Below are 19,863 nucleotides of genomic sequence, written 5' to 3' on the forward strand. Positions count from 1 at the left end.
TCAGCTTCGCCTGGCTGACGCTGATCGTGCTGTGCCTGGGCTATGTGGCCATGGTGATCTGGGGGTGGATCGCGGCGCCAAGGCCCCGCCGCCGCTAGCCGTCCTCGTCCCCGACCGTTTCGGCCTCCATCCCCTGGTCGAGCATCTCCTCGGCCAGAACGGCGGCGCCTGCCGGGCCCGCGCCGAAGCGGGCGGCCACGTCGGGGGCATAGCGCGACAGGTCCGATCTCAGCCTGAGAAGCGACAGGTCCTTGGTCTTGGCCTCCAGCATGACGTCGAACTCCAGCCCCTCGGCCTCGCGCATGAAGGTCGCGAATTCGAAGGGGTTGGTGAAATCCGCGTGGCCGGTCCAGACCGGCGGCAGCAGCACCGTCTTGATGCGCGAGGTGGGCTTCACCACGCCCCTTGTCAGCGCGCCCTTGCGGGGGCTCGCGCTCTTTGCCGCCTCGCGCTCCTTGTCGGTCACCTTGCGCTTGATCTCGCGCATCTCGGTGCGCGGAGAGGAGAAATGGATCTTGGGCCGCACGCCCTCGGGCCAGGATCGCAGGACACGCTCCAGCGTGGGGCGCAGCGCCAGCCCTTCGGGGTTCAGGCACCAGTGATGCTGATAGTCGAAGATCAGCGGCACGCCGCAGCGCTCGTGGATCCACAGCACGTCGGCGGCGGAAAAGCGGATGTCGTCGTTTTCCAGCACCAGACGGCGGCGGACATGGTCGGGGCATTGCTCGTAGCCCTTGATCCAGCGGGCGCGGCTTTCCTCGCGGTCGCCATAAACGCCGCCGACATGGGTGACGAGGACGCCTTCGGGGCCCATGCCCATGCGGTCCAGCATCTCGGCCTGCGAGGCGAGGTCCCAGATGCTTTTCGCCGTCAGCGAGGGATCGGGGCTGTTCAGCAGCACGAATTGCGACGGGTGGAAGGACAGCCGGATGTCGAGCTCACGCGCCCGCCGCCCGAGCGCCGCCAGCTCGGCATCGCTTTCGGCCACCATGTCGTGGAACTGCGGCATGTCGGGGTGCGTCGCGTAAGGCGCAAGGTCCGAGGACATGCGGTACATGTCGATGCCCATCTGCACGAGATAGTCGAAGATCGCGTCCAGGTATTCCAGCGAGGTCCTGAGATGCGGGTTCTGCCGCCAGCGCCGCGTGTCGTTGCTTTTCAGGCCGGGCCTGCCCATCACCTTGACGGGAAAGCCCAGGCGCAGGGGGCGGTCACTCATGGGGCAGGGTCTCCTCGGGAAAGCCGATCCGGGCGGCGAAGTCGTTCCAGTCGGCGGGACGCAGGGCCCCGCCCGTGGCCTGGGCATGGCCGCCGCCGTATTCGGGGCCGGCGCCCGCGGGTCGGTGCCCGGCCAGGAAGCGGATGAGGTCGGTGCCCGTGGCGCTGCGGGCGGCGAAATGGACCCAGCCGGGGCGATAGCCGGTGTTGGCGGCCAGCACGATCTTGTCCTTCAGCCGCCAGCGCCAGGACTGCGCGACCAGCGGATGGATCTGGCAGGGCGAGGAAAAGCGGATCAGCGCCACGTCGCCCCGCACCTTGGGCGGCACGCGCCGCGCGCCTTCCAGCGCCGCCGCGACCTCGGCCTTGGCGGCAAGCAACTGGTCAGTCTCGGGATGTCCGCCCTTCAGCAGTTCCTTGGGCGAACTGCATCTCAGCAGCAGCGCCAGCGCGGGCGCAGGGTCGGCCAAGGCGGTGCGGCGCGGCGCGTTGACCAGCGAGGCGGCATCGCGCAGCGCGGTCTTGCCGTAGCGCCCCTGCGCCTCGGTCAGTTCGGGGAAATCCCCTTCGGCCATGTCGCCGACCAGCCCCAGCGCCGCAAGCCACAGCAGGTCACCGGGCGGATCCAGCGCCTGCACGCACCACCAGGCCAGCAGCGACGAGGTCGGCTCGGGCCGCCGGCCGTTTCCGGTGATCACCACCGCCTCGCCGGGGGTGCCCCGGGGCACGTGGTGGTCGATCAGCACGGTCGGCGTCCCCCGCAGGATCTCGCCCTCGCCCACGCCGAGGTCCGTGACGATCAGCCCGCCGGGGCGGCGCGCTTCGAGTTCGCCCTGAAGCGGGGGCGACCATGGGTTCTCGCCCTTGCCCAGGATGCGGATGTCGGCGGGCTGGCCTGCATGTTCCAGCGTCCGCGACAGGATTGCCGTGGCCGACAGCCCGTCCGCGTCGAAATGGCCCAGGATCAGCGGGCGCCGATCCGGGGCGAAGCGTTCCAGCGCGGCCCTAAAGGCGGCGCTTGCATCGGCGGGGGTCTGGACGGGCGGGCAGGGCATGGTCCTCAACGGTGCAGGCCGCAGGAGGTTTCATGTCCTGATGGTCGTTGATGGCGTTCCGGGCATCGTCCGCGGCAAAGCTCTTTCCGACGAACGGTGGGCCGCATCCCCGCACTGCCCCTGGTCCCACCAAGGCAAGGGCACAATCCCGCCACCCTTCAGTCCAGGCTTTCCAGAAACTCCTCAACCTCGCGGGCCGTGCGGTCCCGCAGGGCCGCGTCGAAGCTGAGGGGGGACAGGGCCGAGCGCTCGCGCTGGTCAAAGCCGTGGTCGGCGCCGGGCAGGACCTCGACCCGGATGCGCGCGCCCCTCTCGCGCAGGCGGTCGGCCATCTCCTCGCAGGTTGGGGTGCTGATGATGCGGTCCTCGGCGGCCAGGATCATCAGGATCGGCGGGGCGGCGTTCCAGTCGCCCTCGTCCGCGCCGTTCAGCAGCCCGCAATAAGGGTAAAGCAGGATGACCCCGTCGAGCCCGCGCAGCAGCCCTTTGGGATGCGAGGGCCAGCCCCCCAGCCCCGGCGGGGCCTGCCCGGTCAGGGCAAGGCGCAGGAATTCCGTCGCCGTCCATCCGCCATGCGAGGCTCCCAGCACGACCCTGCCGCCCTGGGGCAGTGCCGGGTCGGCCAGCGCGACAGCCAGGTCGCCCGCCCGCTCGGCCCCCGGCAGCGCCTGCCCCGCGCAGACCAGCCGCCAGGCCTCGAAGCGGTCGAGCCCGCGCGGACGGTGGCTGTCCAGGATCAGCGCCCGGTATCCCTGTGCGGCCAGGCGGCCGGCCCAGAAGTCCATGTTGTCGTGGACGCCGTCGCAGCCCGACAGCAGCACCGCGCCCCCGGTCTCGGCTGCGCGCGGGAAAGGTGCCACGACGCGCCAAAAGGGCGCAAGTTCCGCCCGGCGCAGGGCAGGGGCCTCGGTCGGGCCGGCCAGCCCGGCCCAGTGCCGCGCCGTGTTGGCGCCCAGCCCCGCCAGGATCAGGACCGCCAGCGCGGCGGCGATCAGCAGCGCCCTTCTCATCCGTTGTCGCATCCCTGCTGGAACCCCTTGTCACAGCGGACGGCCAGCCGGGCGCTGTCTTCGGCGGTCCAGCCCTCGGGGTCGGTCACGGCCACCCAGGGGCCGATATAGTCGCGGGCGTAATAGGAATGGCCGTGGCCTTCCGGGGCGCTGGTCGCCAGGATCATGTCCACGACCAGCTGGAACTGCGTCACCACGGGGGTGAAGCTGAGGTCGGGCGACACGTCGGGCGCCGGGGGCTCGCGCATCCAGGCGGGCGCGCGCCACAGCGAGGCGGGCTCGTAGAAGACGATGGGGTCGCTGGAATATTGCAGGAACATCAGCCGCATGTCGCCCCAGCCCTGCGGGCCGCCCGCATCCTGCGTATGGCTGGCGAAACGGATCAGCCGTCCTTCGCCCACACGGGGCGCGACATAGGGGCTGCCGGGGCGGCGCTCGGCCATGGCCTCGTTCCAGCGGGCCGAGGGGAAGGGCGGCCCCGCCCACAGCGCGCCGTCGATGGGGTCGTCGAGCAGCGCGAAGAGATCCGTGCCATACATTGAGGCCCAGGCCCCGAGGCTCAGCCCGTGGACATACAGGCGCGGCCGGCGGTCGCGCGGCAGGCTGCGCCAGTGGCGGTGGATCGTGCCGATCAGCGCCCGCGCCTGGTCGAGGCCCGCGCGCGTTTCCAGCAGCAGCGCCATCGGCGACTGCAGGTAGGAATACTGGACAGCCACCGTCGCGATGTCGCCGCCATGCATGTATTCGACCACATCGAAGCTGCCCGGGTCCAGCCAGCCGGTCCCCGTGGGCATGGCCACGATCATAACCTCGCGCTCGAAGGCGCCGAGGCGCAGCAGTTCGGCCAGGGCGCGCTCGGCGCGACCCTGTGCGCTGTCGGCCTCGGCCAAGCCCACGTAGACCCGGATCGGGTCAAGGGCGGGCCGTCCCGCGAAGGCCGCGATGGCACGGGCATCCGGCCCCTGGGTGACGAAGTTCCGCCCCGGCTGGCCCATTGCGCCCCAGTCGATCAGCGAGGCCGCGCTGCCCGGCACCCGGGCATCGCCGGGCGGCGGGGGCGCGGTGTCGAACAGCTCCTGCGCGGCGGTATAGGACTGGTCCAGCCCGCGGATCACGCGGTCCAGCACGCCGTCGCGGGTGATGACCGCAAGCGCCAGCGTCACCAGCAGCAGCCCCGAGACATCCGCCGTCCGCCGCGGCATGTGCCGGTAAAGCCATGCCCGCAGCCGGTCGAAGGCCCAGCGCACCAGCGCCCCCATCAGCATCAGAACCGCGAAGACCAGCAGCGCCACCACGGCCATGTTCGGAACGTCCACGCTGTCGAGCAGCTCCATCCCCATGCGGCTGCGGATGCCGTTCTGCCAGTCCCGCGCCCGCGCCAGGCAGAAGACCAGCAGCGTGAGCGCCGGGACCCCGGCCAGCAGATGCGCGGCCGTCGCGGCGCGGCCGCCCGGGGCGGGCAGGTCCAGCGCGCGCCACAGCGTCACCAGCAGGCGCCCGAGCATGTAGCCCAGCGCCGCCACCAGCCCGCCCAGCACACCCTGCACGAGCCAGCCGCGCGGGATCAGCGAAGGCGTGAGCGAGGCTGCGAAAAAGGCCAGCCCCAGATAAAGCGGGAAATGGGATACGTCGAGAAATCGCCGCCGGTGCATTCGGTCCGCCTGTGCTTCGGTCGCCCTCAGGTTTGGCAGCTTTCCGCGCCGATGACAGCGCAAGATCACGCGACCGTGGCAGGGCAGGCCCGTGTCGCCTGGGCCTCGGCATGGCGCCACCGGAAGGCTGTGGCGCTTTTGTATACATTGATGTGCAAGCGGCAGCACGCCTGTGCAGACCAACAAAACTCTTGCCAGCCGGAAGTCTCCGCGCCTAGCATCCTTGCAATGAATACCTTTGGGAGGGGGTGTGCATGGCTTCGGTGACGATCGACGGCGTTCGCAAGTCCTATGGCTCGCACGAGGTCCTGCACGGCGTCGACATCGGCATCGAGGAAGGCGAGTTCGTCGTCTTGGTCGGCCCTTCGGGTTGCGGCAAGTCCACGCTGCTGCGGATGCTGGCGGGGCTGGAACATATCACCGCCGGACGCATCCTGATCGGCGGGCGGGTGGTCAACGACCTGCCGCCCAAGGACCGCGACATCGCCATGGTGTTCCAGAACTACGCGCTCTACCCCCACCTGACCGTGGCCGAGAACATGGGCTTCTCGCTGAAGCTCGCGGGTGCCTCGCGCGCGGCGATCGCCGACAAGGTGCGCCCCGCGGCCGAGATCCTGGGGCTTGCGCATCTGCTGGACCGCTATCCCCGGATGCTGTCCGGCGGCCAGCGCCAGCGCGTGGCGATGGGCCGCGCCATCGTCCGCGACCCGCAGGTGTTCCTGTTCGACGAGCCGCTGTCGAACCTGGACGCCAAGCTGCGCGTGACCATGCGGACCGAGATCAAGAACCTGCACCAGCGGCTGCGCACGACGACCGTCTATGTCACCCATGACCAGATCGAGGCGATGACCATGGCCGACAAGATCGTCGTCATGCACGACGGTCGGGTGGAACAGATCGGCGCGCCGCTGGAGCTTTACGACCGCCCCGCCAACCTGTTCGTCGCGGGCTTCATCGGCAGCCCGGCCATGAGCATGATCCGCGGCACGCTTGCCCCTGACGGCAGTTTCGCAGCCGCCGACGGCACCCGCCTGCCCGTGGCCGACACGGGCCGCGCGCGCGCGGGCCAGCCCCTGATCTACGGCGTCCGCCCCGAGGCGATGCGGCTGGGCGGGTCCGTGCCCCTGACCGTCGAGGTGACAGAGCCCACGGGGGCCGAGACCCATGTCGTCGGCCGCATGGGCGGCACCCCGATCACCGGCGTCTTCCGCGACCGCATCAGCGTGGCTCCGGGCGGGACGCTCGATATCGCCATCGACCCTGCCGCCGTCCACCTGTTCGACGCCGAGGGAGGGCAGCGCCTGACCGCCTGACATAACAACCCCGCCGCGCCGGAAGAGGAGCCTGCGCCAAGGGGAAGACAGAGGAGGAGAGTGAATGACCATCGACCGCAGAACGCTGCTCAAGGGCACGGCCGCGATGGCTGCCGCCGGCGCCCTGATCGGCCCCTTCGGCGCCCGCCGCGCGGCGGCCCAGGCCGCGGCCCCAGCCAGCGCCGCCATGTTCACCCCCGAGGAGGGCGCGTCCCTGCGCCTGCTGCGCTGGGTGCCCTTCGTCAAGGGCGAGGAGGACGCCTGGAACGCCAACACCCAGGCCTTCACCGAGGCGACCGGTGTGCAAGTCACCATCGATCAGGAAAGCTGGGAGGACGTGCGCCCGAAGGCCGCCGTGGCCGCCAACGTGGGCACCGGCCCCGACATGGTGATGAGCTGGTTCGACGACCCCTTCCAGTATCCCGACAAGCTGGTGGACGTCACCGATCTCTGCACCATGCTGTCGGAACGCCACGGCGGCTTCTACGAGGGGCTTGCGGCCTATGGCCAGCAGGACGGCAAGTGGATCTCGACCCCCCTTTGCGCCATCGGCAACGCGATCTGCTACCGCGACAGCCACATGAAGGCCGTGGGCTTCAACGAGTTCCCGACCGACACCGACGGCTTCCTGAAGCTCTGCCAGGCGCTGAAGGAAAAGGGCACCCCCGCGGGCTTCCCGCATGGCAAGGCGGTGGGCGACGGCAACAACTATGCCCACTGGCTGCTGTGGTCGCATGGCGGGCAGACGGTCAACGAGGCGGGCGAGGTCGTCATCAACAGCCCCGAGACGGCGGCCGCGATCGAATATGCCAAGCAGCTTTACGCGACCTTCATCCCCGGCACGGAAAGCTGGCTGGACATCAACAACAACCGCGCCTTCCTGGCCGGAGAGGTGTCCCTGACCGCCAACGGCGTTTCGCTGTATTACGCCGCGATGAAGGACCCGGCGATGGCCGAGATCGCGCAGGACATCCGCACGGTGAACCTGCCCATCGGTCCTGTGGGGCAGTCAGTCGAGCTGCACCAGACCTCGACGATCTCGATCTTCAACCACTGCAAGTTCCCGAACGCGGCCAAGGCCTATCTGGAATTCATGTTCCGGTCCGAGAACATGAACCGCTGGCTGGAGGCGGCCAGTGCCTACTGCTGCCAGTCGCTGCGCGAGTTCGAGGCGAACCCGGTCTGGACCTCGAACCCGATCCACGCGCCCTATGCCAAGGCGTCGCAGTCGCTGCGGGTGAACGGCTATGCCGGGCCGCTGGGGCCGGCATCGGCAGGGGCCATGGCCGACTATGTGCTGGTGGACATGTTCGCCGAGGCCGTGACAGGCCAGCGCTCGACCGAGGACGCCATCGCCAACGCCGAACGGCGCCTGCAGCGCTACTACCGCTGATCCCCCGGGGCCGGCGGGCCTGAGCCGCCGGCTCCTTCCTTTCAGGAGGGACCATGACCGCCACGCTCGAAACACAGGCGCCCCGCAGGCGCCGACTCGGCCGCCTGTCCGAAAGCCGCAATGGCCTGGGCTTCCTGTTCATGCTGCCTGCGGCGATCTTCCTGCTGTTCTTCCTGACCTATCCGCTGGGACTGGGGGTCTGGCTGGGCTTCACCGACACCAAGATCGGGCAGCCCGGCATCTTTGTGGGCCTGGAAAATTACCAGTGGCTCTTCGACGATCCGGTCTTCTGGCTGGCGGTGTTCAACACGATCTTCTACACGGCCTTTGCCTCGATCGCGAAATTCGCGCTGGGCCTCTGGCTCGCGCTGCTCTTGAACCGGCACCTGCCGTTCAAGAACTTCTTCCGTGCCATCATCCTGCTGCCCTGGGTCGTGCCCACGGTGCTGTCGGCCATGGCCTTCTGGTGGATCTTCGACAGCCAGTTCTCGATCATCTCCTGGACGCTGATGCAGCTGGGGATCATCAACCAGCCCATCAACTTCCTGGGCGACCCGTGGAACGCGCGCTGGTCGGTGATCGCGGCCAACATCTGGCGCGGCATCCCCTTCGTGGCGATCTCGCTGCTGGCGGGGCTGCAGACCATCCCGCAGTCGCTGAACGAGGCCGCGGCCATCGACGGCGCGACAAGCTGGCAGCGTTTCACCAAGGTCACGCTGCCGCTGCTGACGCCGATCATCGCGGTGGTGATGACCTTCTCGGTGCTGTTCACCTTCACCGACTTCCAGCTGATCTACGTGCTGACGCGCGGCGGCCCGGTGAACGCCACCCACCTGATGGCCACCCTCAGCTTCCAGCGGGCGATCCCCGGCGGTCAGCTGGGCGAGGGCGCGGCGATCGCGGTGGCGATGATCCCCTTCCTGCTGGCGGCGATCCTGTTCAGCTTCTTCGGGCTGCAGCGCCGCCGCTGGCAGCAGGGCAACGATTGAGGAGGCCAAAATGGCGCAAACCGAAGACAATGCCGTCGGCCTTGACCAATACGAAAGCCTGCCCCGGCGCATCCTGACCGTCTGGCTGCCGCTGTTCGTCTTTGTCTTCGTGCTGCTGTTCCCGTTCTACTGGATGGCGATCACGGCGGTGAAGCCGGACAACCAGCTGACGGACTATGCCAACCACAGTCCCTTCTGGGTCGTGGGGCCGACGCTGGACCACATGCGCTACCTGCTGTTCGAGACGACCTATCCGCGCTGGATGTGGAACACGATCATCGTCTCGGTCGCCTCGACGGCGATCTCGCTGGTGGCCTCGGTCTTCGCGGCCTACGCGATCGAGCGGCTGCGCTTCAAGGGCTCGCGGATCACGGGGCTGATGATCTTCCTGGCCTATCTGGTGCCGCCCTCGATCCTGTTCATCCCCCTGGCCTTTATTGTCTTCCAGGTCGGCATCTTCGATTCGCGCCTGGCGCTGATCCTGACCTATCCGACCTTCCTGATCCCCTTCTGCACCTGGCTGCTGATGGGCTATTTCCGGTCGATCCCCTACGAGCTGGAGGAATCCGCGCTGGTGGACGGGGCGAGCCGCTGGCAGATCCTGACAAAGATCGTCCTGCCGCTGGCGGTGCCGGGGCTGATCTCGGCCGGGATCTTCGCCTTCACGCTGTCCTGGAACGAGTTCATCTATGCGCTGACCTTCATCTCCAGTTCCGAAAACAAGACCGTGCCCGTGGGCGTGCTGACGGAACTGGTGCGGGGCGACATCTACGAATGGGGCGCGCTGATGAGCGGAGCGCTGCTGGGATCCCTGCCGGTGGTGATCCTGTATTCCTTCTTCGTGGACTACTACGTCTCGTCCATGACGGGGGCGGTCAAGGAATAGCGGTGTTCCCCAAGGGGGCCGCTCTTGCCGTCCTGTGCGCGGGCCATGGCGTCACCCGGCGGGTGATCGGGGCGGGGGCGCACGGATCGAGGTCTAGGGGCGGGCTTCGGCAAAGTGGCGTTCGACATTGCGCACCAGCCCGTCGAGGTGGCTTTCCATGTGCCGCCGCATCGCCCCGGCGTCCCGGGCCGCCAGCGCCGCGACCATGCCGCGATGGTCGGCCAGCACGCGGTCGGCATCCGTGCGCTGCCGCGCCGACATGAAGCGGATGCGCCACAGGCGCGCGAGGTATTCGCCATGTGTCCGGGCCAGCGCCGCATTGTGCCCGGCCGCCACGATCAGCCGGTGCATCTGCATGTCCAGGTCGAAGACCTCGACCGCGTCGCCGCCCGCATGGTTGCGCTCGACCGTCTCGCTGAGGCGGGCGATGGCGGCGATCTCGTCGCCGGTGGCGTTCCGGCAGGCAAGGTCGGCGCCGAACAGTTCCAGCTGGCGCAGCACGGCGACCTCGTCCAGGGCCTCGTCGCGGGTGGGATCGGCCACCAGCGGGCTGCGCAGGGGGCGCAGCGTGACCAGCCCCTCCTTTGCCAAGATGCGGACCGCCTCGCGCAGCGGCGTGCGGCTGACGCCCAGCCGCTCGGCATGGTCGCGTTCCTTGATCGGGCTGCCGGGAGGCAGGACGCCCGTCAGGATCTCGCGCCGGAGCCGCGCCGCGATGGCGGCCGGAAAGGTGGCGGTCTCGGGCGCAGGGTCAGACATCAGTTGACCGCGATCAGGGCGGGCCGGTCCGACGGCACCGCCTGAAGGTTCCGCCGCTTCAGGTCCCGCATGGCAATCCCTTTCACAGCGAGGCGGTGATGCCGCCGTCCACATAGACGACGGTGCCGTTCACGAAGGATGCCGCGTCCGAGGACAGGAAGATCGCGGCGCCGACCAGTTCGTCGACCCGGCCCCAGCGGCCCGCGGGCGTGCGGCGGCACAGCCAGTCGCTGAAGGCCGGGTCCGCTACCAGCGCGGCATTCAGGGGCGTGTCGAAATAGCCGGGAGCGAGGCCGTTGCAGTTCAGCCCGTGGCGCGCCCAGTCGGTGGCCATCCCCTTGGTCAGGTTCGCCACCGCGCCCTTGGTCGCCGTGTAGGGCGCGATGCCGGGGCGGGCCAATGCGCTTTGCACCGAGCAGATGTTGACGATATGCCCGCGTCCCCGCGCGATCATGTGCCGCGCGCAGGCCTGCGCCACGTTGAAGACGCTGGCGACGTTGGTCTGCAAAAGGCGCTGGAAGGCGTCGGCGGGAAACTCCTCCAGCGGGGCGCGGTGCTGGATGCCCGCGTTGTTGATCAGGATATCGATGGGGCCGGTCTCGGCCTCGAAGCGGTCCACCGCCGCGCGGGCGGCGGCGTGGTCGGTCACGTCGAAGGGGAGGGTATCGACATTGAAGCCCTCGGCTTGCAGCGCCTTGGCCGCTGCGTCCAGCCTTGCCGGATCGCGCCCGTTCAGCACGGGTGCCGCGCCCGCTCCGGCAAGGCCGCGGGCCAGCGCCAAGCCGATCCCCTGGGACGAGCCCGTGACCAGCGCGCGCCGGCCTGTCAGGTCGAAGAGCTTCAGCGACATCACCCGCGCCCGATGAAGGGCATGTTGGTCGCCATCACGGTGACGAACTGGACATTCGCGCCGTCAGGAAGGGAGGCCATGTGCAGCACCGTGTCGGCCACCACCTGCGCGTCCATCACGGGTTCCACCTTGGTCGAGCCGTCCGCCTGCGGAACCCCCCTGGTCATCGCCACCGCCATGTCGGTCAGGGCATTGCCGATGTCGATCTGACCGCAGGCGATGTTGAAGGGCCGCCCGTCCAGAGAAATCGAGCGCGTGATCCCCGTCACCGCGTGCTTCGAGGCGGTGTAGCCGATGGACCCCGGACGCGGCGCATGGGCCGAAACCGAGCCGTTGTTGATGATCCGCCCGCCCTGCGGGTCCTGTGCCCGCATCACCCGGAAGGCCGCGCGGGCGCAGATGAAGACGCCGTTGACGTTGACGTCGATCACACGGCGGAATTCGTCGGCCGGGATCTCGTCAGGGGTCTGGGGGACAAGGCCCGTGCCCGCGTTGTTGAACAGCACGTCCACCCGGCCCCATTCGGCCACGGCCCGGTCGAAGGCCGCGTCCACTGCATCGGCGTCGCAGACGTCGCAGGGCAGGACCAGCGCGGCGCTGTCGCCCGCCGTCTCGCGCAGGGCGTCCTCGCGTCGGCCGATCAGGCCCACGCGCCAGCCGGCGTCCAGAAAGGTCCGCGCCGTGACCCGGCCGATGCCGCTGCCGGCCCCGGTGATGAGGATGGTCCTGTCCATGCCCTGTCCCTTTTCTTGTTGAAGTGCCGCCTAGTGGTTGTCGCGCGGCAGCGACTGCGCCACGCGGCGATAGGCGGTGGCAAGCTCGATGCAGCCGCCCTGCGCCAGCTGGCCCACGGTCTTGCGATAGATCTCCTGCCAAGGGGTCTGGTTGACCAGCTCGGGCGGCGTCCAGGCGTCGCGCCGGGCCTGCCATTCAGCCTCGTCCACCAGAGCGTCCAGCCGGCGCGCGTTCAGGTCCAGCCGCACCCGGTCGCCCGTCTGCAGCAGGGCAAGGCCGCCGCCGACCACCGCCTCGGGCGTGGCGTTCAGGATCGAGGGGCTTTCCGAGGTTCCCGACTGCCGCCCATCGCCCACCGTGGGCAGGTGGTTGATCCCGGCCTTCAGCACCGCGTCCGGCGGCTGCATGTTCACCACCTCGGCCGAGCCCGGATAGCCGACGCAGCCCACGTTGCGGATGAACAGCATGCAGCGGTCGTCGATCGCCAGCGCTGGGTCATTGATGCGCTCGTGGTAATCCTCGGGGCCTTCGAAGACGATGGCGCGCGCCTCGTGGATGCCCTCGCGGCCCTGGTCCGACAGGAAGCGGTCGTGGAAGTCCCTGGAAATCACGCTGGTCTTCATCAGCGCGCTGTCGAAGAGGTTGCCCGAGAGGACAAGGAAGCCCGCCTTTTCCCGCATCGGCTGGCTGACGGGACGGATCACCTTGTGGTCGGTGGACCGGTATCTCGCGACATTCTCGCCCACGGGCCTGCCGGTCACGGTCATGGCGCCTTCGTGCAGAAGGCCCGCTTCCTGCAGCTCGCCCATGACGGCCGCGACGCCGCCCGCATGGAAGAAGCTTTCGCCCAGGTATTCCCCGGCAGGCTGCATGTTGACCAGCAGCGGCAGGTCGAAGCCGACGGTTTCCCAGTCCTTGACGTCCAGATCGACACCCGCGTGGCGCGCGATGGCCTGCAGGTGCGGCGGCGCGTTGGTGGACCCGCCGATGGCGGTGTTGACGCGGATCGCGTTCTCGAAAGCCTCGCGCGTCAGGATGTCCGAAGGTTTCAGGTCATCCAGCACCATCTGCACGATCCGGCGGCCCGTCTGGTAGGCCATGCTCATCCGCTCGCGGAAGGGCGCGGGGATGGCGGAACAGCCGGGCAGAGACATGCCAAGGGCCTCGGCCATGGCGTTCATGGTCGAGGCCGTGCCCATGGTGTTGCAATGGCCCAGGCTCGGGGCCGAGGCGCAGACGCGCTCGATGAACTCGGGGTAGTCGATCTTGCCTTCGGCCAGCAGGCGGCGGCTTTCCCAGACGATGGTGCCCGAGCCTGCGCGGCGGCCCTGCCACCAGCCGTCCAGCATCGGCCCCCCGTTCAGCGTGATCGCGGGAATGTCCACGGTGGCCGCCCCCATCAGCATCGCGGGGGTGGTCTTGTCGCAGCCAGTGGTCAGCACGACGCCGTCGATGGGATAGCCGTGCAGCACCTCGACGAGGCTCAGATAGGCGAGATTGCGATCCAGCGCCGCGGTGGGGCGCTTGCCGGTTTCCTGGATCGGGTGGACCGGAAACTCCATCGGGATGCCCCCCGCGTCCCGGATGCCCGCCTTGATCCGGTCCATCAGGAAGACATGGATCTTGTTGCAGGGGGAAATGTCGCTGCCCGTCTGGGCGATGCCGATGATCGGGCGCTCGGCGGTCAGCTCTTCGCGGGTGAAGGTGCTGTTCTGGTAGCGTTCCAGATACAGCGCCGTCATGCCGGGGTTGTTCGGATTGTCGAACCATTCCTGGCTGCGGAAGCGTTTGTTGGCGCGCGTGTCGCCCATGAGCGTCTCCTGGCTGGTGGATCGCCCTTGCGATTTACCGGGGCATGATTCTGGTATACCATTTCCGAAAGCCCTGTAAAGCGGGCCACCCGGCACCGCATGACTCGACGAGGAGGTGACGATGCTGATCCAGAACGATCCTGCCCTGCCCGATGCCACGCCGGTCCCGCCATCGCAGGGGATGAGCCGGCGCCAATCGCTGCGCAGCATCGGCCTTGGCGCCGCGGCGGCGATGGTTGCGCCGCAGATGGTGCTGGCGCAGGCGGCGCAGACGCCCGAGCCCCCCAGCACCGTCACCACGCCGCCGCGCAGCTTTGCCCCCGATGCGGCCCCGAACGTGTATTTCTGGGACCCCGACGTGATCGCAGTCGATCCGTCCTTCAATGGCCTTGCCCAGCCCAATGCCCCGATCCGGCGATTGTGGACCGGCGCGCTCTGGGTGGAAGGCCCGGCCTGGAACGGGGTCGGCAAGTTCCTTGTCTGGTCGGACATCCCGAACAACCGCCAGATGCGCTGGCTGGACGACGACGGCCATGTCAGCGTGTTCCGGGCGCCCTCCAACAACTCGAACGGCAACAGCTTCGACCGGCAAGGGCGGCAGCTGTCCTGCGAGCACCTGACGCGGCGGGTCGTCCGCTATGAACTGGACGGCTCGGTCACGATCCTGGCCGACCGCTTCGAGGGCAAGCGCTTCAATTCCCCCAATGACGTGGTGGAGCATAGCGACGGCAGCGTGTGGTTCACCGACCCGCCCTATGGCGGCCAGCTTTACGAAGGCGCCCCCGATGCGCCCGGCGGCCGGTCGAACCCGGACGGGCTTCTGAACAACCGCCTGGGCCAGCCGCCCGAGATCGGCGAGGCCGTGCGCGAGATGGACCACGGCATCTACCGCGTCGCCCCGGACGGCGCGATCACCCGCGTGGGCACCCAGGACCAGGTGGCGAACCCGAACGGGCTGTGCTTCTCGCCCGACCACACGCGGCTTTACGTCGCCAGCACCGGCGCCGGACCGGGCGACAACGGGCAGGGCGGCACGGGCGAGATCTTCGTCTATGACGTGGCGGATGGCGTGCTGTCGAACCCGCGCGTCTTTTCCGACTGCATGGTGGACGGGGTGAAATGCGCCCCCGACGGGCTGCGCTGCGACGTGAACGGCAATCTTTGGGCGTCCAGCAACGCGGGCCGCGCCGTGGGCTACAACGGCGTGACGGTCTGGTCGCCCGAGGCGCAACTGCTGGGCCGCATCCGCCTGCCCGAAGTCTGCGGGAACCTCTGCTTCGGCGGGCCCAAGCGGAACGTGCTGTTCATGGCGGCCAGCCAGTCGCTTTATGCCGTCCACACCGCCACCCAAGGCGCCGGCCCCTCCTGATCCGCTTGCCACCGCGCGCGGCTGCACTAGCATCCGCGCCGGAACACGCGAGGGAGGAAGCGGTCATGGAATTCGGATTGCCCGAGGAGGGCCGCTTCGTCGGACGCGCATGGCTGCCGGGCATGGGCCCGGTGCTGGTGGAACGGCGCGGGGACCGGCTGGTCGATGTGACGACGGCCGAGGTGCCGACGATGCGCGACCTGCTGGAACTGGACGATCCGCTGGGCTGGCTGGACGCGCAGGCGGGCCGCGATCTTGGCTCGCTGGCGGATTTCGCCGCCACCGGCGCCTCGGATGATGCGGCGCGGCTGCTGTCGCCCGCGGACCTTCAGGCGATCAAGGCCAGCGGCGTGACCTTCGCCGCCTCGATGGTGGAACGGGTGATCGAGGAGCAGGCGGCGGGCAATCCCGACCTTGCCGCCGGCATCCGCGCCCGCATCGGCGAGGCCATCGGCGCCAACCTGCGCGGGATCGTGCCGGGATCGGATCGGGCAGCCGAGGTCGCGCGCATTCTCAAGGCCGAGGGCCTGTGGTCGCAGTATCTGGAAGTGGGGATCGGCCCCGACGCCGAGATCTTCACCAAGTGCCAGCCCATGGCCTCGGTCGGCTGGGGCGCGGACGTGGGGCTGCATCCGATCAGCCGCTGGAACAACCCGGAACCCGAGATCGTGCTGGCCGTGGACAGCCAGGGACGCATCAAGGGCGCGACGCTTGGCAACGACGTGAACCTGCGCGACGTCGAGGGGCGTTCGGCCCTGCTGCTGGGCAAGGCCAAGGACAACAACGCCTCGGCCGCCATCGGCCCCTTCATCCGGCTGTTCGATGGCAGCTACGGCCTGGACGACGTGCGCCGGGCCGAACTGACGCTGCGGGTGGAAGGGCAGGATGGCTTCGTGCTGGAAGGCGCCTCGTCCATGGCGCAGATCAGCCGCGATCCGGCGGATCTGGTGGCGCAGGCCATCGGGCGGCATCATCAGTATCCCGACGGCTTCATGCTGTATCTGGGCACGCTCTTCGCGCCGACGCAGGACCGGGACGCGCCGGGTCAGGGCTTTACCCATCACGCGGGCGACGTGGTGACCATCGCCGAGCCCGCCCTGGGCGCGCTGGTCAACACGGTGCGCCTGTCCACCGATTGCGCGCCCTGGGACTTCGGCGCGGCGGCGCTGATGCGCAACTTGGCCGCGCGGGGCCTTCTCGGCGCTTGAAACCCGCCGCGCCTCTCGTAATGTATACACGAGCGAGGGGCGTGGAGGAAGCGCATGAAGGTTCTGATCCTGGGCGGGGCGGGCATGGTCGGCCGCAACCTGGCGGCGCGGCTGCTGGCGGATGGTGAACTCGGCGGCAGGCCCGTCGAGGCGCTGACGCTGTTCGACGTCGTGCCCGCCGAACTTCGCGGGACCGAGCGCACGAAGGTGCATGTCACGGCGGGCGACATCTCGGACGCCGCCACCGTCCAGGCACTGGTGGCGGATCGCCCCGAGGTCATCTTTCATCTTGCCGCCATCGTCTCGGGCGAGGCCGAGGCGGATTTCGACAAGGGCTACCGCATCAACCTCGACGGCACCCGCCACCTGTTTGAGGCGATCCGCGCCTTGAACGATTATCATCCGCGCGTGGTGTATACATCATCCATCGCGGTCTTCGGCGCGCCCTTCCCCGAGGCGATCGGGGACGAGTTCCTGAACGCGCCCATGACCAGCTACGGCACCCAGAAGATGATCGGGGAACTGCTGCTCAACGATTATTCGCGGCGCGGCATCTTCGACGGCGTGGGCATCCGCCTGCCCACCATCGTCGTGCGCCCCGGCAAGCCCAACAAGGCGGCCTCGGGCTTCTTCTCGGGCATCATCCGCGAACCGCTGGCGGGGGTCGAGGCGGTTCTGCCGGTGGATGACGACGTGCGCCACTGGGTTGCGAGCCCCGCCGCCGCCACGGGATTCCTTCTGCACGCGGCGACTATGGACACCTCGACCTTGGGCGCGCGGCGCAACCTGACCATGCCGGGGCTGTCCGTCACCGTGGGCGAGATGATCGAGGCGCTGGGCGAGGTCGCGGGCCCCGAGGCCGTGTCCCTGATCCGGCGCGAGCCCGACGCCACCATCCGGGGCATCGTCGCCGGGTGGCCGCGCAACTTCGAGCCGGCCCGCGCGCGCGAACTCGGCTTCACGGCCGACGCGAGCTTCCAGGACATCATCCGCGCCCATATCCGCGACACCGCGGCCGCCGGATGACACCGGGCGGCCCCGCCATCAGCCGCGCCGCCCGGCCGCGCCCGGTGCCCTCGCAGGCCACGGGGCTGAACGCGCGCGACCGGGCCTATCACGACCTGCGCTACCGCATCCTGACCGGGCGGCTCGCGCCCGGCACGACGCTGCTGGAAACGGAACTGGCGGCGCTTCTGGGCCTGTCGCGCACCCCCGTGCGCGAGGCCGCGATCCGGCTGGCCGAGGAAGGGCTGGTCAGCATCCGCCCCCGCCATGGCGTCACGGTCGTGGACCTGACGCTTGTGGATTTCCGCGACATCCTGGACGTGTTCTCGGCGCTCGAGGTGCGGGCGGTGGCGCTGGCCGCCTCGCGCCCGGTCGAGCCTGCCGCGCGCGAGGCGCTGGTGCAGCTTGTCCAGAAGATGGAACGCGCCACGGCCGAGGGCGACATCGCCCGCTGGTCGGACCTCGACGACGATTTCCATTCCACGCTGGTGGGGCTGTGCGGCAACCCGCGCCTGCAGCGCACCATCGGCGAATACTGGGGGCTGCAATATCGCGGCCGCCGCCTGATCCTGACGCACCGGCCGCTGCCGGCGGCCTCGGATACCGAGCACCGGGTGATCCTGGACGCCGTGCTGTCGGGCGACGTGGCCGCGGCCCACGCGGGGCATCTCGCGCATCGGGCACGCGCCGACCGGGTGCAGCTGGCCCTGCTGCACCGCGTGCTGTCCCCGGCCGAGCCGCCGGTCCTGCCCATTCTTCCGTCCGACAAGGAGCTGACATGAACCGCATCGACCTGACGGGCCGCCGCGCCGTCGTGACCGGGGGCGCCCAGGGCCTGGGCCGCGCCATCACCGAGCGGCTGGCCGCCAGCGGCGCCACCGTCGAGATCTGGGACATCCAGGATGGCCCCGCCCAGGCCGTGGCAGCCGAGATCGGCAGTGCGGTCAGCGCCCGGGTGGTCGATCTGTGCGACGACGATGTCGTGGCGCGTGCGGCCGAGGCGGTGGGCGCGGTGGACATCCTCGTCAACAACGCCGGCATCACCGGGGGCAATGCGCCCACCTGGCAGCTGGACCCCGCCGTCTGGCGGCAGGTGATGGAGGTGAACCTGACCGCGCCCTTCGTGGTCTGCCGCGCGCTGGTGCCTGGCATGATCGGGCGGGGCTATGGCCGCATCGTCAACATCGCCTCGGTCGCGGGCAAGGAAGGCAACCCCAATGCCGCGCATTACTCGGCCTCCAAGGCCGGGGTGATCGCGCTGACCAAGTCGCTGGGCAAGGAACTGGCGGAAACCGGCGTGCTGGTGAACTGCGTGACCCCGGCGGCCGCGCGCACCCCCATCTTCGACCAGATGAGCCAGGAGCATATCGACTACATGCTGTCGAAGATCCCGATGAAGCGCTTTCTGGAACCGGCCGAGGCGGCGGCCATGGTCGCCTGGCTGTCGTCCGGGGACTGCGCCTTCTCGACCGGCGCGGTCTTCGACCTGTCGGGGGGACGCGCGACCTACTGAGCGCGCCCCGCCATCGCGGAGTCATGAGCGGCGGCGATCCCGGCCGCCGCCCTTGCCCCCTGCTCGGGCGTCTGGCCACGACGGGAAAGGACACCGCCGACCCCGAAGCCTGCCCTGTCCATTCGGTAGGGTTCGAGGCATCAGCCCCGGCCATGGCATTGACCGGCGCCCTTGCCGATGAGGTTGCAGTTCAGGCCCGGCCCGCAAGCGCCCGGGCGCGGGCCAGTCCCGCCAGCACGGCGTCCTCGGCCGGGACCTGCCGTGCGGCGGCTCCCTGCGCGCCCAGCGCCCGCGCATAAAGCCCGGCCAGCGTGCCCTCGCCCAGGATCACCACGTCGCGCCCCAGCCACCAGGCCCTGGCCGCCGCCAGTTCCGTGCCGATCAGCAGGCCCGACAGCCGCGCCCGCGCGGCGTCCGGCGGCAGTCCGGCCAGCAGCCCCTCGGCCCGCAGGGTGAACAGCCGCGCGGTCAGCCACTCGGGGCGGGACATGCCGTCCGAAACCCCGCCGTCGAAGGCGGCCTCGTCCCAGCCTTCCCCCGCCATCCCGTGCCGCAGGACCGAGCCCGTGGACAGCCAGGCGAACAGCTCGCCCGTCAGGAAGCTGCGGAAGCTGACGACCTCGCCCGCCGAGACCTCGGCCCATTTGCTGTGCGTGCCGGGCAGGCAGATGACGCCGTCCCAGTCGGGGGCGGCGGCCATGACGCCGGCGATCTGGGTTTCCTCGCCCCGCATCACGTCGGCCGAGGGGTGGGTCTGCGACAGTCCCGGCACGATGGAAACTGCGATGCGCCCGTCGCGCGCGGGTGCCTGCGCCAGGGGCGGGCCCAGCGGTGGGCAGGGAACCGCGCGATAGGCGGCCTCGACCCAGCCCTGACGCGCGCCGACCATGCCGCAGGCCACCACGGGCGTGACCCGGTCGGGGTCGAGCCAGGGCTCGACCAGCGCCAGCAGCGCGGGCTCGAAGGCGTCCGGGGCCAGCCCGCCCATGCCCTGGGCGGAGTCCGCCTGCGCCAGGGGGCGGCCGTCTGCGCCCATGGCCCAGGCGCGCAGTCGGCTCGTACCCCAGTCGACGGCGATCCAGTCGGGCCTGTCCATC

The 19,863-nt window shown here is 69.5% G+C and carries 18 protein-coding genes; 9 read left to right on the forward strand and 9 right to left on the reverse strand.

From position 1 onward, the window contains the following. Positions 1-94: 94 nt before the first annotated feature. From uvsE to ACFFII_RS08545, 4 genes are all read right to left on the reverse strand, one after another. The gene (gene uvsE / locus ACFFII_RS08530) at positions 95-1,219 is read right to left on the reverse strand and encodes a UV DNA damage repair endonuclease UvsE (RefSeq protein WP_377698466.1); all 1,125 of its coding nucleotides are present in this window, start codon (positions 1,217-1,219) and stop codon (positions 95-97) included. Continuing rightward, positions 1,212-2,273, reverse strand: a complete 1,062-nt coding sequence (locus ACFFII_RS08535; RefSeq protein ID WP_377698467.1) for a single-stranded-DNA-specific exonuclease RecJ family protein — start codon at positions 2,271-2,273, stop codon at positions 1,212-1,214. Before ACFFII_RS08535 ends, uvsE begins: the two co-directional genes overlap by 8 nt. A 158-nt stretch (positions 2,274-2,431) precedes the next feature. Next, the gene (locus ACFFII_RS08540) at positions 2,432-3,283 is read right to left on the reverse strand and encodes a dienelactone hydrolase family protein (protein WP_377698468.1); all 852 of its coding nucleotides are present in this window, start codon (positions 3,281-3,283) and stop codon (positions 2,432-2,434) included. Continuing rightward, on the reverse strand, positions 3,280-4,935 hold the full coding sequence (locus tag ACFFII_RS08545; RefSeq protein ID WP_377698469.1) for an alpha/beta hydrolase: 1,656 nt from the start codon (positions 4,933-4,935) through the stop codon (positions 3,280-3,282). The genes ACFFII_RS08540 and ACFFII_RS08545 overlap by 4 nt, the downstream gene beginning before the upstream one ends. A 254-nt stretch (positions 4,936-5,189) precedes the next feature. Here ACFFII_RS08545 and ACFFII_RS08550 point away from each other — a divergent pair, with 254 nt between their 5' ends. The 4 genes from ACFFII_RS08550 to ACFFII_RS08565 all read left to right on the forward strand — a co-directional run bounded on the left by ACFFII_RS08550 (position 5,190) and on the right by ACFFII_RS08565 (position 9,516). Further along, positions 5,190-6,248, forward strand: coding sequence for an ABC transporter ATP-binding protein (locus ACFFII_RS08550; RefSeq protein ID WP_377698470.1), 1,059 nt, complete (start codon positions 5,190-5,192; stop codon positions 6,246-6,248). 64 nt (positions 6,249-6,312) lie between these two features. After that, positions 6,313-7,641, forward strand: coding sequence for an ABC transporter substrate-binding protein (locus ACFFII_RS08555; protein WP_377698471.1), 1,329 nt, complete (start codon positions 6,313-6,315; stop codon positions 7,639-7,641). Positions 7,642-7,694: 53 nt separating this feature from the next. Beyond that, positions 7,695-8,630, forward strand: a complete 936-nt coding sequence (locus ACFFII_RS08560; protein ID WP_377698472.1) for a carbohydrate ABC transporter permease — start codon at positions 7,695-7,697, stop codon at positions 8,628-8,630. A 10-nt stretch (positions 8,631-8,640) separates the two neighbouring features. Further along, positions 8,641-9,516: a carbohydrate ABC transporter permease gene (locus ACFFII_RS08565; RefSeq protein WP_377698473.1), complete on the forward strand. Its 876-nt coding sequence runs from the start codon at positions 8,641-8,643 to the stop codon at positions 9,514-9,516. Between the two features lie 93 nt (positions 9,517-9,609). Here ACFFII_RS08565 and ACFFII_RS08570 read toward each other — a convergent pair whose 3' ends face one another. From ACFFII_RS08570 to ACFFII_RS08585, 4 genes are all read right to left on the reverse strand, one after another. Next, a complete protein-coding gene (locus ACFFII_RS08570; protein WP_377698474.1) occupies positions 9,610-10,275 on the reverse strand; it encodes a GntR family transcriptional regulator in 666 nt (221 codons plus the stop codon). Between the two features lie 82 nt (positions 10,276-10,357). Next, positions 10,358-11,125, reverse strand: a complete 768-nt coding sequence (locus ACFFII_RS08575) for an SDR family oxidoreductase (protein ID WP_377698475.1) — start codon at positions 11,123-11,125, stop codon at positions 10,358-10,360. Next, complete coding sequence (locus ACFFII_RS08580; protein ID WP_377698476.1) at positions 11,125-11,859, reverse strand: SDR family oxidoreductase; 735 nt, start codon at positions 11,857-11,859, stop codon at positions 11,125-11,127. Before ACFFII_RS08580 ends, ACFFII_RS08575 begins: the two co-directional genes overlap by 1 nt. A 30-nt stretch (positions 11,860-11,889) precedes the next feature. Next, positions 11,890-13,671 carry an IlvD/Edd family dehydratase gene (locus ACFFII_RS08585; protein WP_377698477.1) on the reverse strand — a complete coding sequence of 594 codons (1,782 nt, stop codon included), beginning with the start codon at positions 13,669-13,671 and terminating at the stop codon, positions 11,890-11,892. A gap of 121 nt (positions 13,672-13,792) precedes the next feature. Here ACFFII_RS08585 and ACFFII_RS08590 point away from each other — a divergent pair, with 121 nt between their 5' ends. The 5 genes from ACFFII_RS08590 (at position 13,793) to ACFFII_RS08610 (ending at position 18,766) form a co-directional block, all read left to right on the forward strand. Then, entirely contained in the window at positions 13,793-15,040 is a 1,248-nt protein-coding gene (locus ACFFII_RS08590) for an SMP-30/gluconolactonase/LRE family protein (protein WP_377698478.1), read from the forward strand. Between the two features lie 65 nt (positions 15,041-15,105). Continuing rightward, complete coding sequence (locus tag ACFFII_RS08595; protein WP_377698479.1) at positions 15,106-16,248, forward strand: fumarylacetoacetate hydrolase family protein; 1,143 nt, start codon at positions 15,106-15,108, stop codon at positions 16,246-16,248. Between the two features lie 54 nt (positions 16,249-16,302). Continuing rightward, on the forward strand, positions 16,303-17,274 hold the full coding sequence (denD, locus tag ACFFII_RS08600) for a D-erythronate dehydrogenase (protein WP_377698480.1): 972 nt from the start codon (positions 16,303-16,305) through the stop codon (positions 17,272-17,274). Continuing rightward, a complete protein-coding gene (locus ACFFII_RS08605) occupies positions 17,271-18,035 on the forward strand; it encodes a GntR family transcriptional regulator (protein ID WP_377698481.1) in 765 nt (254 codons plus the stop codon). The genes denD and ACFFII_RS08605 overlap by 4 nt, the downstream gene beginning before the upstream one ends. Further along, a complete protein-coding gene (locus tag ACFFII_RS08610) occupies positions 18,032-18,766 on the forward strand; it encodes an SDR family oxidoreductase (RefSeq protein WP_377698482.1) in 735 nt (244 codons plus the stop codon). Before ACFFII_RS08605 ends, ACFFII_RS08610 begins: the two co-directional genes overlap by 4 nt. A 190-nt stretch (positions 18,767-18,956) precedes the next feature. Here the strand turns inward: ACFFII_RS08610 and ACFFII_RS08615 are convergent, their stop codons facing one another. Next, positions 18,957-19,862 carry a 2-dehydro-3-deoxygalactonokinase gene (locus ACFFII_RS08615; protein ID WP_377698483.1) on the reverse strand — a complete coding sequence of 302 codons (906 nt, stop codon included), beginning with the start codon at positions 19,860-19,862 and terminating at the stop codon, positions 18,957-18,959. Position 19,863 lies beyond the last annotated feature (1 nt).

The organism is Paracoccus niistensis, assembly GCF_042432925.1.
Lineage (GTDB): Bacteria > Pseudomonadota > Alphaproteobacteria > Rhodobacterales > Rhodobacteraceae > Paracoccus > Paracoccus niistensis.

Coding starts and splice junctions, on each gene's coding strand:
- ACFFII_RS08615 (WP_377698483.1), bottom strand. CDS start 19,862: ATGGACAGGCCCGACTGGATCGCCGTCGACTGGGGTACGAGCCGACTG.
- ACFFII_RS08540 (WP_377698468.1), bottom strand. CDS start 3,283: ATGAGAAGGGCGCTGCTGATCGCCGCCGCGCTGGCGGTCCTGATCCTG.
- ACFFII_RS08610 (WP_377698482.1), top strand. CDS start 18,032: ATGAACCGCATCGACCTGACGGGCCGCCGCGCCGTCGTGACCGGGGGC.
- uvsE (WP_377698466.1), bottom strand. CDS start 1,219: ATGAGTGACCGCCCCCTGCGCCTGGGCTTTCCCGTCAAGGTGATGGGC.
- ACFFII_RS08555 (WP_377698471.1), top strand. CDS start 6,313: ATGACCATCGACCGCAGAACGCTGCTCAAGGGCACGGCCGCGATGGCT.
- denD (WP_377698480.1), top strand. CDS start 16,303: ATGAAGGTTCTGATCCTGGGCGGGGCGGGCATGGTCGGCCGCAACCTG.
- ACFFII_RS08545 (WP_377698469.1), bottom strand. CDS start 4,935: ATGCACCGGCGGCGATTTCTCGACGTATCCCATTTCCCGCTTTATCTG.
- ACFFII_RS08580 (WP_377698476.1), bottom strand. CDS start 11,859: ATGGACAGGACCATCCTCATCACCGGGGCCGGCAGCGGCATCGGCCGG.
- ACFFII_RS08575 (WP_377698475.1), bottom strand. CDS start 11,125: ATGTCGCTGAAGCTCTTCGACCTGACAGGCCGGCGCGCGCTGGTCACG.
- ACFFII_RS08560 (WP_377698472.1), top strand. CDS start 7,695: ATGACCGCCACGCTCGAAACACAGGCGCCCCGCAGGCGCCGACTCGGC.
- ACFFII_RS08595 (WP_377698479.1), top strand. CDS start 15,106: ATGGAATTCGGATTGCCCGAGGAGGGCCGCTTCGTCGGACGCGCATGG.
- ACFFII_RS08550 (WP_377698470.1), top strand. CDS start 5,190: ATGGCTTCGGTGACGATCGACGGCGTTCGCAAGTCCTATGGCTCGCAC.
- ACFFII_RS08590 (WP_377698478.1), top strand. CDS start 13,793: ATGCTGATCCAGAACGATCCTGCCCTGCCCGATGCCACGCCGGTCCCG.
- ACFFII_RS08535 (WP_377698467.1), bottom strand. CDS start 2,273: ATGCCCTGCCCGCCCGTCCAGACCCCCGCCGATGCAAGCGCCGCCTTT.
- ACFFII_RS08605 (WP_377698481.1), top strand. CDS start 17,271: ATGACACCGGGCGGCCCCGCCATCAGCCGCGCCGCCCGGCCGCGCCCG.
- ACFFII_RS08570 (WP_377698474.1), bottom strand. CDS start 10,275: ATGTCTGACCCTGCGCCCGAGACCGCCACCTTTCCGGCCGCCATCGCG.
- ACFFII_RS08585 (WP_377698477.1), bottom strand. CDS start 13,671: ATGGGCGACACGCGCGCCAACAAACGCTTCCGCAGCCAGGAATGGTTC.
- ACFFII_RS08565 (WP_377698473.1), top strand. CDS start 8,641: ATGGCGCAAACCGAAGACAATGCCGTCGGCCTTGACCAATACGAAAGC.